The organism is Paenibacillus pinihumi DSM 23905 = JCM 16419 (assembly GCF_000422505.1).
GTDB lineage: Bacteria > Bacillota > Bacilli > Paenibacillales > Paenibacillaceae > Paenibacillus_D > Paenibacillus_D pinihumi.
In genome coordinates this window covers 47,131-64,743 of record NZ_AULX01000033.1, presented here as the reverse complement: position 1 = coordinate 64,743, position 17,613 = coordinate 47,131, and the positions used below count along the sequence as shown (strand labels likewise).

The window sequence follows — 17,613 nt, the reverse complement described above, 5'->3', positions numbered from 1 at the left end:
GAAGCATCACTTGCCTTTCTTCGTTGACTTCTCTGGTTCAGCAGCAGGAACTTCTGGTTCAGGATCAGCAGGCGGATCTCCCTCTGGTGGATCTTCAGGCGACAACCCAAACTCGGGTTCCGATCGTTCCACCGTGTATCCCTTCTCCTCGAACCATCCAAGCAGGTATTCGTCATCTGTTTCACCAACACCCTTTACAAACATAACGCTGGCAGACAAGCCGGTATACTGGCTATTTGGTGCGATTACTTTAGCCATCCTGTCCGCCTCCTTCAGGTACCGGGTAGCCCGGCTGCTTAGCATCTTGTGTCACTGTGCCGGAACGTACTGTCTTCCTTGGAACCTCATAGCCGTTCGCTGTAGGCTCCAGTTTATCCTGTGTCGGCCCGCCTTGACGGATGCCTACATAATAGCCGTTGACGTAGCCGTTCGACAGATCGTCTTTATACTTCATGGATGACCCCCTCCTTTATGCTACTTTGATTTTGCGGAATACACCGGCTGCTTTGGTAGCTTTGAGCGCCACGGCCGCAACCATCTCAACTTCACCCGTTTTAACAGCACCAGAGGTGGAGTAATCAGGCAGCCATGTACGTACAGGAGGCTGTCCCGCCATACTTACCCCATGGAAGCCATCCAATCCCAATCGCGCTACATACAGCGGCGCCTCTCCATTTGCATTCGTGCCAACAACAGGAGCATTTGAACCAGCTTTTTCGCCCAAATCAATCAATGGAATCCCGTTGTAAGCCTCCACTTGCTCACCGAATTCGTTTTTAATGATTTGGTAGCGACCAGCCATCTGTGCGCAAAGCTGAATTGCTGCAATCATATCGCTGTTGCTTGCGATCATGCTTGGCTTGCCATCCAACTTTTTCATGAACTTGTTGAGCAGATGCAAAAATTCAACATAGTTAGCTTTGATTGATTCCGCATTAGAAAGGTCAATAGCATCTGTAGGTACAAACTCTGTGCTGGAGCCCGTAAGAGCTTTATCCAAACCATCAAATGCCTTGGCTTCCACTGCTGAATCTCCATTAATAACAGTATCATTAAACAGCGCCTGGGCTGCCTTGACCTTCTGTTCCAACTGCAATTGCACCTCGGAGACAATACCGCCCATTCCCGCAATAATACGGTCTATTGCGAAAGTGCCACCAAACACTTTAAGGTCAACTGTGTAGCGCTGCTTTGCGACCTCTTGTGGCGTGTACTCCTCATTCACAGCACGGAATTGAGCTGTTGGCTGTGAAATCAAACGCGTATAGCCATAAGTCAGTGTTGCGCCGCCACCTGTTGGGCTTACTGCGTCATCAAAAGTCATGTTAGACAGCAAAAAGTTATTTTTTTGGAACTCATCAATAACGCCAGCTGTCAGCGCATCTTGTACATTTTTCTTTGCTTCAGAAAGTGTTACTGCCATAAGTGAATCATCCTCTCAAATTATGATTTAGCTTGAAAATGTGCTGCGAGAGCGTCTTTAAGCGAAGCGCCTGCAGCGGGTGGCGTTGAATTTCCAGCCCCGCCAACGTGGAAGCCTGGCGGCTTTTGGTTTGGATCTGCTTTATCCTCTTTAAACATGAACGCATGGGATGTCTTGAGCGCTGTTACCTGCTCGTCAAGCCCAACTACCTTGTCACCGTCCAGCACGAGCTTCGCACGATCCACAAGCCCTGAAGCAATACCCTCGTCGTGCACCTTACCTGCCAGCGCCGACTTGATTGCATTGGACAACTGCAGCTCCTTCATTTCAGCAGCATGTTGCTCTGCTGCAGCTGTGTTCGCGGCAGTCAGCGTGGCGATCTGCTGCTTCAGCTCCTCGCTAAGCCCGGCCGTCTTGCCCAGCTCTGTAATCTGTGTATCTCTGTCGGTTACATCCTTCTCAGCCTTCTTCTTGGCTTCCACAGCTTCGTTATACTTGTCTTTCGGAATAAAATGCTTCGGCAGTTCCTTGTTAACATCGCCGATTAGGGCATCAATTGCTGCGTCATCAAGGCCAGCTGCTTTAAGTAATGCTTTCAGCCAATCCATATCTCATCATCCTTCTCCATAGATTTTTATAGCTGCTCTCCAGCTACGGGAGTAGGCCGCTATGCTCCGGCCAACGAGCAATAGGCCCCAGCAGTCTCAGCAGGGGCCAGTTTATTTATCTCTTATCCGCTCCCGGTTACGGTCACGGCGTAATTCTTCATGTTGCGCCAAGTGCTGCCGCAGACGATTCTGCCATTGCTTTACCTTGGCTTTAGCAGCAGCCTCGTTGTCAGAGTCCATGCTGCCGGCTTCCCGGCGCTTATACTTGCGAATCTGGCGCTCCATATACCGCTGCCGTTGCTCAGCCTGATAATTGGCCTCGGCCACTTCGTCATCAACTGGTTTCGGTAAGCTGCTGGCACCAGGAATGAAGGTTGTCATGTTATGCCGGCAGTTAGGATGGAACAGCCCATTCGCTATTGCCGTGCTGAGTAACGGGTATTTACCGTCTGCAGAAGTACCGCCGGAATACACATCATCGATGAACACTTTGCCTTGATACGGTAAACAGAGTTTTGAACAATTAGCGTGTGACGAGATGACCACAGTCCGGATCCCCAGTTCATCCCGCTTCGCCCCTTCACCGGAAAAAACTGCCCGCTGGGAAGCTGTCCGCAGTGCCATTTCGGCATAGCTGGCTACATTCACCCGCCGTCCATTGGCATAGGTGATGCTGTCAAAGCCACGGTCCAGAAAATCCCTTGTCGCCATGTCTATGGCCTGGTTCAGCGAAGCAGCTCCACTGTTCATGTAAACCTGAGCCTTATAAATTGTCTGTCGGTATACATCATCAGCCTGGCGCAACATGGCATGTCTGGCCTGCTGCATGTCCTTGCGGGCTGCTGTCGCCAAGGCATTAACACGAGATTCATTAACGCGGAAGAAGCTTTCGTCGGATCCGTCTTCAGGAACAACAGCTGGTTTCTTTCCGGTAATCTTGTCCCAGAGCCCTTTAACGGTATTCTTTACCCGCTCAGCACCGCGCTTGAACGCTCCTCTGATTCCCGCCTCTGCCTCCTGCTCAACTTCTTGCTCATATTGCTTGCTGATCTTCTGCGTTTCCTTGCGATACTTCTGCAGGTCCTGAAGCTTACGCTGCTGCCACTGCTCCCATTCACGACCTTCCTTTTCTTCCTCATCCTCATGCCGCTTCAGATTCCGCTGCATGGACTTGATCAGGTCAAGCTCCATATCAGTGAAGATGTTCCGGATGTTGTACTTCCTCATAGATCCTCATCGTCCAGCTCTTCATCAGGTGGCGGATCCCTTTTTAGCGATGGCTCCTCAACAAGCAGGCCCTGTTCTTCCTTCAGGCGGGCAACCTCTGCAGCCTTTTCGTCATCTGTCCAGCTATCTCCGTATAGTTCTTCAACAGACTGTTCAATCGACATAATGCCAAAGCTGCGGGCTTTGCCCACGGTTGCGACAATATCATCAAAGGAAGGTGAAGCATATTCTCCAAACGTCACACTGGCCTCATAATTACCTGCTGTGCGATTATTCATCGTGTCATTCACTTTCAGCACGACATCAACGAGCTGCGGCAGAACGCTGTTCAGGACTTCAATCAGCTTGCCCCGGGTGTACAGCGTCGTTTTCTCTTTTTCCCTTTGAGCCTCGGCATTGTCTCGCTTTTTCAAGTCAATACCCAATGTGCTCGGTGAAACAATCCCCTGCAGGCACATATCCAGTGTGCTGGCATAACTCTCCACGAACGCCTGGTACATGATCGGCGGCTGAACGACCTGTATTTTGTCGTTCGCATCCTCGGCCAATGGGCGGCCAATCTTTATAAACTGGTTATCAAACGGGTTCGGCCTGGTCGGCTCCCCGGTATTCGGGTTACGCGGTACCAGATCCTCCGGAATGTACTTCTGAACCCGGCCCGACCTGATAGCGTCCATCCATTGGCTGATAACCTCGTCCAGCGCGTCGAATTCGTCGTTCTTACGGTCGAAAATGCTTCCACCGCGCTCCGGCCATTTCGCCGACTTGAAGAATCGTACCGGTACAGCCATGATCCAATCACCGGAATAGGTAATTTCGGGCTGCAACTGCGCCGTCTCGGGCACGGTGTTCAACGCCACCTCCTTGCCCTGGTCATTCAATAGCTGACAACGCACATAGCCACGGCCAAATGTCTCTATTAGCCGATAGTCCTTGTCCTTGACTCGGTAGTCTGTATAAAACAGCACTTCCTGCAGCCGGCCCCGTTTGCGTTTGTAGTCGACCTGATCGCCGGAATAAAACTCTACGATCGGATACTTGCTCACCTCTGTATCGACCGTGACTTTGAACGCCCCATCTCCAGCTGTCAGCGTATCCGTGATGGACTCACCCAGCAGCTCATCAAACTTGTTGCTCTTGGCGATCTCTTGCCAGTTGTCCGCCATCTCCTTCGGCTGCAAATCGATGCCGTCGAAGTCTGCAAGAACAATATCGCTTAACGTTTCTGCCACCATGGCTGGCAGTCCGCTGTGTATCTTCCGGATCCGCAAGCCCTCAGTAGCTACCGCCGCCCAGAACCGCGCCTTGCTCACAGCGTCCGTAGCCGTCTGCATAGCGAACTGCTCCAGCTCGGACGGATCTCCACGGAACCACAGCCGATTGCGCAGCACATTGGTACGGTAGCTCAGTGGCTCCGTGATGATGATTTGCTGCCGCTCAATGGCTGGCTGGATCTTCAGCATCTTCATAATCATGTTCTTTAGCCACCCCACTCTCTAACCCCCTAACAGGTACATCGTCTCAGCCACTCCTGTTGTGGCGTCTGGTGCATCGTCATAAGCGTTCTTCCCTTCCCGCTGGTAGGCTGTCATAGCCTTGTAGAAATCCGGCCAGCGGTCCCGCCAGTTAAGCGGGAAGTAGATATGCTGCATGACCCATGTTGCATTTGACACGATGCGCGCCACTTTATTTTTGCTTTGGTGGAACCAGGTAACGTCCGTTCGATTGCTCTTCAGCTCCGTCTCCAAGATCCGCTTCACATTACGAGCGAAGGCTCGACCACCGCTATTGGATTCAATGCGCTCCTTATTTACCTGAAACGCAAAAAGAGCCTGCGCGACTGCGGGCTCTGTGATCTCCATTGGTTGCTTGGTATATATGACATCCAAGACGTATGCCTCCCTTTGATACACGCCCCAGATGATGTTGCACAGGTAATCGTCGCCCTGATCAGCTGTGTCACAATAAGAGTAAATCCCCATGAAGTCCTTGGGCAGCTCCGTATAAGTCTTGAAGCTGCTGTACAGCTTGCCTTTAATGTCTATCGGAATCTGCTGATAGTTCGCGCTGGCAATGTCCTCGCCCATGGCCCGTACCTTCATGTCGTAGCTCTCACGACTCAGAACCTCTTCGCAAAGCATCGTGCCGTCATCCTGCAACGCCTTCATGCTCAGATGCCGAACCTTCTTCTTTTCCTCAGCAAAATGCTCCAGCGCACGCCCAGCCAAGTCTCCTGATGCCCACCTAGTCATTATGATGATGATCTTGCCGCCCTCTTCAAGCCGGGACAACATGGTATTCGTGAACCAGTCCCAATGCTTCTCGAGCGTCGCCTCGTTATTGGCCTCCTCCGCATTCTTAATCAAGTCATCGATGATCAGCAGCGTTGCACCAAAGCCTGTCGCTGTACCCGTAGGAGACGTAGCCAGGTAGTTGTTATAGCCACCCTCCAAGCTCCATAGGTTCATGGCACCGTCCCCGCGGGCAATGCGCACATGCGGGAAGATATCGCTGTATACGATGACCTTGGGATCGGCCTTGGCGGTGCTGATGCCGTTACGAACGGCTTTACTGAATGTTGTCGACAGCGTCTCGTTATAGGATCCCGTCATGATCTTGGCTGACTGATCCTGCCCGAATACCCATTGCGCAAACATGGAAGCGGTTCGGCTCTTACCGTGGCGTGGCGGCTCATTAACGATCAGGATATCGTCGTCCGATTCGTAGAAGTCCTGCATTTCATGGCACAGGTCGATCAGATACTGTCGGTCTGATTTGTAAAAGTCAGCAGCCATCGCCTGACAGAACCCGAAGAACTCACGGCGTGCCAGCTCGATCTTGGCATAGTGCTTGATTGTCTCTTTATCAATCATCACGAATCAGCTTCCTCAGCTCGTCCGTAGTCAGCCCTTGAAGCGGGTTATCTACTTGGACGGCGCCGGACAGCTTTACGTCCGCTTTCTCGGCATACAGCCCTGCCATCTCCAACACTACCTTGCCGTGCTGGAAGCTGCCCCGTTGCGCTTCTCTGACAAAAGTATTCAGCACAGAAGCAACTGATTGCTTCACCAGGTCAACGGAACGCTTATTGTAAAGTACAACAAACTCAGGCTTTGCAAAGGCCCGATAGTACGTTGCCCGATCCACTTTAGCAATCTTACAAATGTCTGTAACACTTTTGATTCGATTCTCAGGATTCAGCAGAGCTTCAAGCAGCGCCTGCTCTGATCTTGTGAGATTTTGTTCATTTCCCAAATCTGTTGCAGTTTGCTGCACCCTACTCACCTCCTAAAATATCCGGCAACTCCTTGCCTGGCTCATTCCAATCAAGCCCATATGTCTCTAAAATCCCTTTGAAATCCTCTATGTCATGGGGCCTTATTTTAAGCCCCTTTTCGCCTATCATGATGTGCCGAAGCTCATGCAGCATGAGAATCTTCTGCTGATTTTCGTTGAGTAATCCGGTGTTCCGCTCATAAAATGTGATAATAAAATCAAAAGGCAGGTAAGCCTTAAAGACTTCCTGCACCTTCCGACAATCGGCATATATGATCTTTTCGCCTCTCTTGCGTTCCTGGCTCACCACGTAACCAATCTTGATATTGAATTCACGAATGATACTGAACTCCGGAAATCGTTTGATGATCTTATCCGCAAGCCGCTTCAAAGACTTGCTAGGCTCCGCATCCTGAATGCCCAATTGCTTTTTAAGATTGCGAATTCGTGCTACTTTATCCTTTTCATCCTGTTTGTCATAGATTTGAAAAAGAACTTCGATAGCTGCACAAGGCGTCTCGCAATCTTCGCTTTTGTGGCAAGTATGACATAGCTTGTTTTTCATGACGCCTTGGCTCCTTTCGAGGAAATAGAAAAAGCACCGGTTAGGGTGCTTTTGTATTATTTAAAATTGAGTTGTATAACACAGTCAGCTCTTCTTTTCGTTTATCAACTAATTCTGAACAATTCTTAATTCGTTTTTTAATGCCACTGTCTTCACTTTCACAATTATAATAACCATTACGTACTTCTGTTATTATTTCTTTTTCTAATTTAATCACTTCTTTAAAAATCTCACTGTGTGAATTCATTGCTAGAAGATATATCTTTCGTGCCCTATCCCTGATACTATTCTCAACTATTCTTCGCTTCTCGTGTTGGTCGGGTGCTAGGTTCCCTAATTCCGAAAATTCGTTAATAAAGTCTGACAATAACGTACTCATTTCTGACAGATTGACAATCTGGATCTGAGAGGTATCTAGAAATCTATCCCACTTTTGCTTATCTATTGTCCATTTCACGCCGAATAAGGTTAACGCTCCGCCAACCACACCACCGGTAGCTCCGATAACTCCGGCGGCTACAGTCTCATTCCATAAAGCTATCGTTATCAAGTAAATTACTGCCACTCCAAAAAACCAGGCTACTGTCAACAAAAGTAATATTATCGAATTTTCGGGTTTAATTTTAATGTTTTCTAACTTAATAATACCTACTAATTTAATTTTAAGACGTTCTAATTTAATTCTATTCTCCCCCCACTTACTCCTTTATCATATTATCGGCTGTAATCCAATAAAAGTAAATACCGCCTCCGAAGAAGCGGTAAAGGAAAAAGGTCATGAAATTAATACCAGTGCCAGGAATCGAACCTGTACCTAAGAGTCATGTTATTGCGGCCGCCTCTTCGCTCTACCGTTAAGCTACACCGGTGAAGTACGGCGACCGACCTCCGTACAGCCGAAGCCATAGCCAGTCGCCGTTGATTAAATTTACTTCGATGTTACAAGATTATCACGATTAAACTGTGTATTGGTGCCACTTATGGGACATTAATAGGACACGTTTTCAAATTCACTGAGTGCTTTCTCCAACCAGCGATTATATGTCCTTCGAGTAATGTGCATTCTGGCAGCCACACTTTCCACCGGCAACTGCTCAACATATCTCAGTCTCAACAGCTCTGCATACTCAGGTTTGCAGTTCTCAAGAACCGTATCTATTTGCTTTACTTCACCCTGTAGATCCTGTAAAGCAGCCATCCGGTTCAATACTCCGGTAACACCTTCAACAGATCCTTGACGGGCTTCTATGACTTTCTGAATTTTCTTACGAAGCTCCTGCAGCAACTCATCCTCCTCCGGATCAATGCCCAATTCTGGAACAGCAGCAAGCTGCGCCCTTGTGCCCGATGGGTATTCTGTCAAATGGGTGTGTGCTGCTGTCTCCAGCTTCTGTTCCCGTTTTGACAGGTACATATAGCTCGGACGCCCTCTCAATTTGCGATGTAATTCCTGTAGGTGATCATCTTCGTTCAGCCGACTGATCGTAATCCCGGCACCGACACTGTAGGAAGACAACACTTTGATACGGGCCAGGGATTGCCTATACTCACTCAATTGATCGATAACTCGATGCTTAATTCGCTGCTTTATCATCGTCTCAGCTCCCCCATGTTGTATTAAGCAATTCACTCACTTTGATCTGACGCTGCTTGCCGTTCTGCAGCATCCGGACAAATCCGTTCGAATCTGTGGTCAACGGCTTCGCTTCACCGTTCTTGCTATTCCGCCGACTGTACACCTGACCCTCACGGCTGATGTAATAGCCATAATAACCGGGAATCGGTTTAGGTTTATCGATGCTCATGCGTTCACCCTCTCAATTCGTGCTTTGACGGCTTGCATCAGCGCTTCCTGGCTATCCGCCTTCCGCTCCAGTGCCATTACCGCCTCTTCATCCATGGTGCCTTCCGCTACCAGCCGCAGGATGACAATGTTGTGCCGGACACCCTGCCGGTACACGCGGGCATTAGCCTGCTGGTCCTCCTCCAGGCTCCAGATCTGGTCGAACCAGACAACCGTCCGGCAGCTCGACTCCTGCAGGTTCAGACCATGGCCGGCAGACTTCGGATGTAACAGAAGCAGCGGAATCTCGTCATTGTTCCAGGCTCGTATGTCCTCGACCCCATCTTTGCCTTTTCGAAGAATCCGGGCTTGCGGGAACCGCTCTTGGATCCTGCTTAAGCTGTGCTTGAAGTTGTAGAACACCATAACCGGCTTACCGTTGGCTGCTTCGATGATGTCCTCCAGCGCATCCAGTTTGGCATCATGGATCAACTTCACACCTCTCTCCTCGTCGTATACGGCCCCGGATGCCATCTGCAGCAGCTTATTACTCAGAACTGCTGCTGTTTGGGCAACCACATCCGCATCCGAATATTCCAGCAACAGCTCTTTCTCCAGCTTCTTGTACAGCTCAGCTGCTTTGCCTGTCATTCGGACCGTCACTGTTCTGTCAATCCGTTCGGGAAGCTCCAGCCAGTCCTCAGCCTTCATGCTCACAGCGATATCGGATATGGCCTCGTAAATCCGTTTCTCTGACTCCTCTTTCTGCTTGAACTCCGTATATACGCCCCGACTGTATGAATTAAAATACCGGTCACGGAAGCCCGTGATTGTCTTACCTAGTCGATCACCCTGGTCCAGCAGGTAAACTGGCGCCCACAGATCCATCAGACTGTTCGGGGCTGGTGTACCGGTTAATCCGATCAGGCGCTTTATCATCGGCCGGACACGCCGCAGGGCCTTGAATCGCTTGGACTGATGGTTCTTGAAGCTGCTGACCTCGTCGATCACAACCGTATCGAACGGCCACTTGCTGCCATACTCACCGACAAGCCACTCCACATTCTCCCGGTTGATTACCCAGATGTCAGCATCGGCCTTTAGAGCCTTTCGACGGGTATCGACGCTCCCCAGAACTTTGCTGATTCGCAGGTGCTGCAGGTGATCCCACTTGCTGACCTCGCGGGCCCAAGTGTCGTCAGCTACCCGCAGCGGGGCGATAACTAATACCCGGCCAGCCTCAAAGTAGTCGTTCAGCAGCTTGTCAACGGCGGTCAGCGTTGATACAGTTTTGCTAACCTAAGCCCATCTCCAAGAACAGGCCAATGTATGGCGTGTCCAGAATCCTTTGTGTTGCATACTCCTGATACTGGTGTGGGATGAACTTCATTTTGGCATCACCTCCTGAATGAAGCGCTCAATGTCGGCCTCTGAATCTATTTTGTAATGCGTATGCCCCATGCTTGTCAGGGTCTTCGCCCACTTACGCTGCAGGGGGTCCAACGGTTTGCCTGGTGCCTTCATCTCGACATACACTGTTCGGCCACCTGGCAAAATGGCAATTCGATCAGGAACGCCTCGATTACCCGGACTGACCCATTTCGGCATTTTCCCGCCGATCCGCTCCACGGCCAGACGCACCTTTCGTTCCAAAGCTGATTCACGCATACGCTTCATCCTCGGTGACTGGGACTTCCCATAGCCATGTCTTTCCAGTGTTGATAGTCCTCACTTGCAATTCCTTTCTTGCGGCTTTGAGGTCAAAGCGGCTAACGCCTAAGCGCTCAAAATGCGTCTTAACATCGTCGTATGGTTTTGGGCCATCAGCAAGATAACAGGCCAAGATAGACGCTGTGTATTTAACACGATCTTCTTTGGATAATTTTGGTTCGCTCAAGATAAGCCCTCCTTGTGAACAGCTGTAACACTCTTCATGTGTGTGTGTGTGTAATGTGTGTTTAACCTATGTGCAACCTATGCGTATATAGGTTAATTATTATCATTATTAATTATGGTAAATTTACTGATATTACTGATACACCGCCTGAAATCCCTTACCCAGCAAGGCTTTGGGGTGTATCAGTAATTCTATTTTCACTGATACGTTACTGAGATTACTGATCAGAATTTGTATCAGTAATTCGTTTACTGATACATCACTGATACGGGTTACTGATACACTAATCCATCCGTTCGAACACGGTCTGCAAGCCGTAATCCGGTATGCGAAGCCTACCCTTCCGCTCAGCCCATCCGGGTATTTTCCGCATAATGTCACATATCTCCTTGGCTTCCCATGCCTTCATGTCACCTTTCCGTTTACCCAGACATTCCACCCATATCTGGGCTGCACAGACACGGTTGCGAATCTGGCCTGTGGGGCGGTCCAGATCATCGACTTCCTCAGACTCCAGCCACTCCTGAATAAGTCCCTCGCGGGGATCTGCTTCCATATGTGCTGCCTGTTGCTTCTCAGCCTCTAAGCGGGCCTCGTGATCCAGCTCCAAGGTTTCCCCCGCCTTGAACCAGCTCAAAACCTCCGCCCAGATCTGGCAAACCTCTGCCTCGGTTAAATGGTCCCAATGGCTCAGCTCTGCTTGCTCTGGACGAACCTCTACGGGCCAAAAGCGGCGGTTCCCGGTCATGTCCCGAAGAAATCCCCGGGTGTTCGTGGTTCCAAAAAATATACATTTGCGCGGAAACTCCGACACCTGCCGATCATAGGCCACCCGGTACCGGTCCTCTGTCTTGGACAAGAACGCCTTGACCTCCTCAACCTCTGTCTTCTTCATAGCCGACAGCTCTCCGATCTCGAAGATCCAGCCACTCTGCAGATGCTCACCGGCTTCCTTATTCTCGAACGTCCTTAAGCTATCGCTGAACCATTCCCGCCCCAGCTTCGCCAGCAAAGAACTCTTGCCGGCTCCCTGCGGGCCCACCAGCACCAGCATCTGGTCAAACTTGCAGCCAGGCCGATAAAGCCGTGCCACGGCAGCCAGCAGCATCTTGCGAGTCACCTGCCGGACGTAATGGGTATCCGCCGCCCCCAGATAAACGGTGAACAGGCTCTCTGCACGCGGTACGCCATCCCAGACAGCACTCTCCAAATAGCTCTTAATAGGATGAAAGCTGTTCTTGTGGACCACCTCAGTAAAAGCGTTCTGGATGGTCTTTCCTCCATTAATACTGTGTGCTTTGGAAAACCAATGCTGCAGCCGCTTATCGTCAGCACCCAGCCAAGGCTCATATGATCGTCCTGGCCTCTCCTGCTCCCGCCATGGCAGCGGACGCCGGGTGACTTCTGAATTTCCGAACGCGTCGAAAGCAAGAATGCCTTTCCAGACCCCATTTGATAGGATTAATTCAATGTTCCCCGCTGTCGGCAGTGGAAGACTGGTCTTATGGTGAAGCTCCAACTGATCCTCCCAGTTTTCATCACAGGTATCAGGTTCCTCCACATCTTCGTCAAACGCATCAGCCATTTCAGCATAATCCGCCTGGCGTTCTGACATAGCGAGGCGCTTAACCTGCGGCTGCCTGATCGCCCAGTGCTCCATGGCCATGTGACTCGGCTTTTTGGCGTCAGGGGTAAACTCCTTGACCCTCTCGTCCAGATGCCCGAACTTATGCACCCGAACCAGATCGAACAAATTGTACGTCCGGCCGTCAGCTACCGGGTCGCTGTCTTGGTGCGAGAAGACAAGCTCTTGATCCGGGTAGATCTCCAGCCCGTTCGCGCTGCTCCCGAGTGCGTAGGTGTACCGGTTTGGCATCGTACCGATTGAATAGACATCGCTCAGAAAGGTATCAATGCCTTCCTCGATCGAATATGCTCGGCAGAATAGCCCGATCGTCCCCAGCTTCTCGCGCGGATCCTGCGCCTTCGTTGCCGCCGCCCGGAGAACCTTAACCTCGTCTGGATGCCGGGGCCAAGCGGATACGTCTTGCCAATCCGCATAAGTGTCTAACAGCTCGTCAACATGGAGTGGGCCACCCTCTCCAAGCTCAAGCACCGGATCCGCGTCCTTGCTGCAGGAAGGGAAATACATCAACCGATGAACATGAAACGTCGTCTTATCGAAGAAGTGCATGCCGACCTGCTCGGATAGCTTCCGGGAGACAGCCGCATATTCATCCGGCGACATCGTCCGATCAGCCGGAACAATTAAACGGTACTTTGGCTTGTGTGGCCGGTGACTGTGCGTGGAATAGATCGCATAAGCCGTACCGCCCAGCACCAGCTCACAGGTGAATAAAAAATCATCGTCAGCAAAGTCAGCGTCAAGGGTAATCAGGCTGCGCGTATCAAGATTTTCTTTCTTGCGCCTTCCGCCCCGGATAAGCCCGCCAACATATGCGGGCCCGTCCTTCGCTTTCCCCTTATCAGGGATACTCATTTTGTCGTATTGCGCCATCGTCTCTGGCGTACGCCGGACCTTCCGGAGCCGGTCTACGAATTCATCCCAGCTCAGGTATTCCGGCTTCCAGTTCGTATCGGCGCGATGCTTGCCGAAACTAATGTCCAGCTCTTCCATAGATGTCACCTCTAATTCAAATCTATAGCCTGCAAATTCGTCAGTCACTCTTACAGGAACTCTTAGAGTCACAAAATATAGTTCCTGTATACTATGCATTAATAAATCTGGTATAATGTTCCTAAAAATTCTAATAGGAGGATTCATGTGTCCGAAGAAAAAAACGAATTAAGTGTCGGTTTAGTTATGCCTATAGCACCTATTGATGACTGCAGTGCGGACCACTGGCTTGAAGTTAAAAGCATCATTACTGAATCTGTATCATCGCTCTCTGACTATAAATGCTCTACAAAAATAGTTAGTGAAGGCGATAGTGTCGGTCTTATTCATAAACGAATAGTAGAAGGACTCTATACCTCTGACATTGTTATTTGCGATGTTAGCTGTAAGAACCCTAACGTCATGTTCGAGCTGGGTATGCGCTTGGCTTTTGATAAACCAACAGTAATAATTAAAGATGATCGGACAACTTACTCGTTTGATACTGGTGTAATTGAACATTTAGAATATCCGAGAGATTTAAGGTTTGCAAAAATAGTAGAATTCAAAAAACATCTAGCACATAAAGTAAAAGCCACTTATGAAAACTCTGTACATCACCCTGATAAGTATTCATTTTTAAAAAGTTTTGGTGAGTTTAAGGTGGCACATCTTGAACAAACAGAAGTCGCACCATTTGACATCCTATTCGAAAAAATGAACGAGTTACAAATGGATGTTTCAGTACTAAAACGAAGAACTCTCAAAGATAAAAATACCAATTATTTAAATAGATTAACCGGAGATGTTGTAGATGTTGTTAATGAAGGTGTTCGTAGATTCATAAGCAATATCGATTCTCCAGCAGATTTTGATAAAAAATTAATAGTTCCTTTCGTTCAGGATTATTTAAATTTTCATTTTCCTAATATTGACGTTTCGAAACAAACATTAGAAACACTTATAAGAAACAGTTTAGTAGATACAAATTTCACCTTATAATTCTTTTTAATTGCCATTAGCTCAGTTGATGAAACCACTGAGCTAATAAATACACTCAGGGTTAGAAATGTACCTTAGCTTGTATATCCCCTGCAGCTAACTTAATATTTCAACGAATACCACGGACTACGACAGCCAACCGCACTGCCTTTTCATTCCGAAAAACCCTTTACAAGTGGCTTGCGGCAATTTCCGTCCCCATAATCCAGTCATACCAAAACGTAATTTAATCCCAATAAATCGTGCAATGGCATTAATGAAAGCAGAATCATCCTGCGTGAAATGCGGAACGTAAGGGAATATACATGCACCTTGAGTTTATTTTTCATCCCTGCACCGCCTCCCCGTCATTTGCAGCTCCAAGAATGCCGTAACCGGCAATATCCCGATATGGCGACTCATCGAATGCATCCTTACGATTGGCCAGACGCATCAGTTTATCGAAAATACGCACAATGCTGAGTGCATCCCCGTACTGCTCAGGCTGGATGCCATCCGGGTATAACAGCTGGAGGAACTGACCCGTCTTGGCGAAGGAGTCGCCATAGGCTGCATTCTTCTTCTTCCCGACAAGCTGCCCGATCTGGATTCCAATTTCCTCAAAGCGGGTATCAACGAGTTTTGAAGGATCTGTTGCTTTGAACTGTAACTCTTCTAATTCTCTCCGGTACATTTCCGCAGTCTGCTTCCATGAAGCTGCATCTTCCTTGGCTTCGTCCAATCGACGCAGTAAATCAATCCTTTCTGCCAGCTGAATATCAGTCTCCGACAATTTCAGAGGAGGAAGCATAGCTGCTCCAATCTCTAATTCTTCTTGATAAGAATCCTTAATCCCCCACTTTTTCAACCAATACCCCAAACCGGCAAGACTAACATTCTGCGCCTGGGCAATTTCTTCGCGAGACTTCCCTGCCATACGTTCCTTCAAATATTCTTCTTTACTTAATGTAAACTGTGCCACGCCCTTATCCCCTCTCGACGGTTTTATTGTTTTCCCGAAGTGTGCTTCCAGCTCATCCGGAGACATCGTATATGTTGTGACAGACCCTGAACCGGATGACCGCAGCTCCCGCTCCGGATCCCGAACAGGTACAATCCTTCCAAGACCCGTTCCTGAAATAATTGACATAGCCAAACCCTCCCCTTAATCCTTCTGATAGAATTCACACTCAAAGCCGGCTGCCTTGAGCGGTAACCCCGGCGCCCAGTCAATCGGGCGGCTCATTATTTCCGTTACTTCCTCAACCGAACCGGTACCGCTCGGCACATCCAGAACAACCTCATCGTGAACGTGCAGCGGAATCCGATACCCCGCATCATCCAGCCGCAGCAGGCTCTCAGCCAGACAGTCCCGGGCAATGGCTTGAACAAGGTTCTCTACAAGCGTCCCTCCCCATGTGCGCTGAGCTGACCACTTGCCACGATCATCCTGCGCGAAGAAGATCAAACCATCCTTGTTGAATTTGGTATCCGGCTTAATCGCTGCCTGCGGGTAGGCCAGACTATGCCCGCTTGGCAGATCCGCAAAGAGTGTCCCGCCTGCATACCGGTACTGAACTCCATGCGCCAGCTTGACCGTGCCTTTCGTGCGTACTGCCTCCATGGCTGCTTCTTCGGCCCGATACCACAGCTTTCGTATATTCGGATTGGCGTTTCTCCATTGCCTAACGAGTGGATCATATTGTTCCGGATCAATCTCTTTACTCTTATCCATCTTCTCAAGAGCAGCTTTACCGCCACCAAAGCCACAGGCCAGTGTTGCCACCTTACCTGGTGCGCGGTACCGATAATTGTCATGACCCTTGGCAATGCTCTCAAATGGGACGTTGAACATACGAGCTGCTGTCGCTTCATAAATTTTGCCGTGGCTCTGAAACACATCCAGCACCCACATTTCATCAGCCAGCCAGGCAATGACACGCGCCTCGATGGCTGCAAAGTCCGAAACTATGAAGCGTGAACCCTCAGATGGCAGCAGCGCTGTGCGCACCAGTTGCGACAAGACGAACGGCGGGGATCCGTAAAGCATCTCCAGCAGGTCGAAGTCTCCTGAACGCAACACTTCCCGGGCAAGCTCCAGATCATCAATGTGGTTCTGCGGTAGGTTGTGCATCTGAACGATACGTCCTGCCCAGCGCCATGTCCGGTTTGCACCGCAGAATTGTAAGATCCCTCTTACTCGATCATCTGAGCAAATCGTCCGGAGCATGGCATCGTATTTACTGTTGCTGGTCTTGCCCATCTCCTGCCGCAGCTCCAACATGCGTTTGCTCTCTGCATCTGGTGCAGCGTCAAGTAGAACAGGCATAAACTCTTTCCCCAATCCGTCTGGTGTCTCCAGCCCTCTGTCAGCCAGCCAAGCCTTAAGCTGTGGCAGGCTATTTGGGTTATCCAGCCCCGTCAGTTCTTTGGCGGCAGATGTCAACCGTCCAGAATACTGCGCTGCACAATCTATGGCTGCACGGATGAGAACCGGATCCAATCGAACCCCACTGTCATTAATCTTCTGATCCAGCGCCCAGAGCTGCCATTCCCTATACGGCACCGGGTAGCGTTCCAGCCTCTCCCGAATCGCCCGCTCGACCACAACATCCTGCCGACAATATCCCACGTAATCGGCCCATTTGTCCGTGTCATGGTGCGGATAGTTCCGGGTACGCTGTCCGTTGACCTTGGTCGGCTTACAGGGCACGCTGAAATACTTGATCAGGTTCTTACCCTTCGTATCCTTCTGAGCATCCAGCTTCAACACCTCAGCCACACCGCCCAGAGATCCGGGCAGGCCAAGCGCCAACGCATGAACGGCCGTACAACGCCACTGTGAAGGAATGCATTCGATGCCGAAGTGTTTGGAAATACAAGTTCGCTCAAAGTTCGCGTTGAATGCTGTCTTGGTCACGAACGGATCCGTCAAATCTATGCGTACTTGCTCCGGCAGATCCTCAAAGGCAGTCAGGTCAATGACCGTAACTGGTTCATCATCGTAGGCATAAGCGAACAGCAATATCTCAAAATCAGGTGCTTCGACATATCGATACACACCCGATTTAATCAGGTCCACACTGCTATAGGTTTCAATATCAATCTGTAAAACGGCCAATAAGCCACCTCCTAACAATCGGCGCATGACGTATCTCGCAGGTCATACTCCGAACAAAAATCATCCTCATCAACCACTGTTCCGATTCCTCAGCTTTAAAAGATTGAAACTTGAT

At 49.7% G+C, this 17,613-nt stretch carries 18 protein-coding genes, 1 tRNA gene and 1 pseudogene; 1 reads left to right on the top strand and 19 read right to left on the bottom strand.

Annotation, left to right across the window (positions count from 1 at the left end):
- Window positions 1-6: 6 nt before the first annotated feature.
- The 17 genes and pseudogenes from H583_RS32705 to H583_RS0111895 form a co-directional block, all read right to left on the bottom strand.
- A complete protein-coding gene (locus H583_RS32705) occupies window positions 7-258 on the bottom strand; it encodes a hypothetical protein (RefSeq protein WP_036709362.1) in 252 nt (83 codons plus the stop codon).
- Window positions 251-454 carry a hypothetical protein gene (locus H583_RS0111970; protein ID WP_028560675.1) on the bottom strand — a complete coding sequence of 68 codons (204 nt, stop codon included), beginning with the start codon at window positions 452-454 and terminating at the stop codon, window positions 251-253. Before H583_RS0111970 ends, H583_RS32705 begins: the two co-directional genes overlap by 8 nt.
- A 15-nt stretch (window positions 455-469) precedes the next feature.
- A complete protein-coding gene (locus tag H583_RS0111965) occupies window positions 470-1,423 on the bottom strand; it encodes a major capsid protein (protein ID WP_028560674.1) in 954 nt (317 codons plus the stop codon).
- 20 nt (window positions 1,424-1,443) lie between these two features.
- Window positions 1,444-2,031: a phage scaffolding protein gene (locus tag H583_RS0111960; protein WP_028560673.1), complete on the bottom strand. Its 588-nt coding sequence runs from the start codon at window positions 2,029-2,031 to the stop codon at window positions 1,444-1,446.
- Between the two features lie 111 nt (window positions 2,032-2,142).
- Entirely contained in the window at window positions 2,143-3,258 is a 1,116-nt protein-coding gene (locus H583_RS0111955; protein ID WP_028560672.1) for a phage minor capsid protein, read from the bottom strand.
- Window positions 3,255-4,751, bottom strand: coding sequence for a phage capsid protein (locus H583_RS0111950; RefSeq protein WP_028560671.1), 1,497 nt, complete (start codon window positions 4,749-4,751; stop codon window positions 3,255-3,257). The genes H583_RS0111955 and H583_RS0111950 overlap by 4 nt, the downstream gene beginning before the upstream one ends.
- 3 nt (window positions 4,752-4,754) lie before the next feature.
- Entirely contained in the window at window positions 4,755-5,996 is a 1,242-nt protein-coding gene (gene terL, locus H583_RS0111945) for a phage terminase large subunit (protein WP_245585903.1), read from the bottom strand.
- 127 nt (window positions 5,997-6,123) lie between these two features.
- Window positions 6,124-6,534: a phBC6A51 family helix-turn-helix protein gene (locus H583_RS0111940; protein ID WP_028560669.1), complete on the bottom strand. Its 411-nt coding sequence runs from the start codon at window positions 6,532-6,534 to the stop codon at window positions 6,124-6,126.
- Between the two features lies 1 nt (window position 6,535).
- On the bottom strand, window positions 6,536-7,099 hold the full coding sequence (locus H583_RS0111935) for a putative metallopeptidase (protein ID WP_028560668.1): 564 nt from the start codon (window positions 7,097-7,099) through the stop codon (window positions 6,536-6,538).
- Window positions 7,100-7,139: 40 nt separating this feature from the next.
- The gene (locus H583_RS0111930; protein ID WP_028560667.1) at window positions 7,140-7,649 is read right to left on the bottom strand and encodes a hypothetical protein; all 510 of its coding nucleotides are present in this window, start codon (window positions 7,647-7,649) and stop codon (window positions 7,140-7,142) included.
- A gap of 237 nt (window positions 7,650-7,886) precedes the next feature.
- Window positions 7,887-7,968: transfer RNA gene (locus H583_RS36630), tRNA-OTHER, on the bottom strand.
- Between the two features lie 119 nt (window positions 7,969-8,087).
- Window positions 8,088-8,693: a sigma factor-like helix-turn-helix DNA-binding protein gene (locus H583_RS0111925; protein WP_028560666.1), complete on the bottom strand. Its 606-nt coding sequence runs from the start codon at window positions 8,691-8,693 to the stop codon at window positions 8,088-8,090.
- 4 nt (window positions 8,694-8,697) lie between these two features.
- On the bottom strand, window positions 8,698-8,904 hold the full coding sequence (locus H583_RS0111920; protein WP_028560665.1) for a hypothetical protein: 207 nt from the start codon (window positions 8,902-8,904) through the stop codon (window positions 8,698-8,700).
- Window positions 8,901-10,272 (bottom strand): annotated as a pseudogene (locus H583_RS0111915) (SNF2-related protein). The gene H583_RS0111920 and the pseudogene H583_RS0111915 overlap by 4 nt, the downstream one beginning before the upstream one ends.
- Window positions 10,269-10,550 carry a VRR-NUC domain-containing protein gene (locus H583_RS0111905; RefSeq protein WP_028560663.1) on the bottom strand — a complete coding sequence of 94 codons (282 nt, stop codon included), beginning with the start codon at window positions 10,548-10,550 and terminating at the stop codon, window positions 10,269-10,271. The pseudogene H583_RS0111915 and the gene H583_RS0111905 overlap by 4 nt, the downstream one beginning before the upstream one ends.
- On the bottom strand, window positions 10,543-10,779 hold the full coding sequence (locus H583_RS0111900) for a hypothetical protein (RefSeq protein WP_028560662.1): 237 nt from the start codon (window positions 10,777-10,779) through the stop codon (window positions 10,543-10,545). Before H583_RS0111900 ends, H583_RS0111905 begins: the two co-directional genes overlap by 8 nt.
- Window positions 10,780-11,062: 283 nt before the next feature.
- On the bottom strand, window positions 11,063-13,417 hold the full coding sequence (locus H583_RS0111895; RefSeq protein WP_028560661.1) for a virulence-associated E family protein: 2,355 nt from the start codon (window positions 13,415-13,417) through the stop codon (window positions 11,063-11,065).
- A 147-nt stretch (window positions 13,418-13,564) separates the two neighbouring features.
- On the opposite strand from H583_RS0111895, the gene H583_RS32700 reads away from it, so the two are divergent.
- Window positions 13,565-14,398, top strand: coding sequence for a hypothetical protein (locus H583_RS32700; protein ID WP_051236354.1), 834 nt, complete (start codon window positions 13,565-13,567; stop codon window positions 14,396-14,398).
- A gap of 325 nt (window positions 14,399-14,723) precedes the next feature.
- Here the strand turns inward: H583_RS32700 and H583_RS37330 are convergent, their stop codons facing one another.
- On the bottom strand, window positions 14,724-15,527 hold the full coding sequence (locus tag H583_RS37330; protein WP_028560660.1) for a hypothetical protein: 804 nt from the start codon (window positions 15,525-15,527) through the stop codon (window positions 14,724-14,726).
- A 15-nt stretch (window positions 15,528-15,542) separates the two neighbouring features.
- On the bottom strand, window positions 15,543-17,498 hold the full coding sequence (locus H583_RS0111875) for a DNA polymerase (protein ID WP_028560659.1): 1,956 nt from the start codon (window positions 17,496-17,498) through the stop codon (window positions 15,543-15,545).
- Window positions 17,499-17,613: the final 115 nt, after the last annotated feature.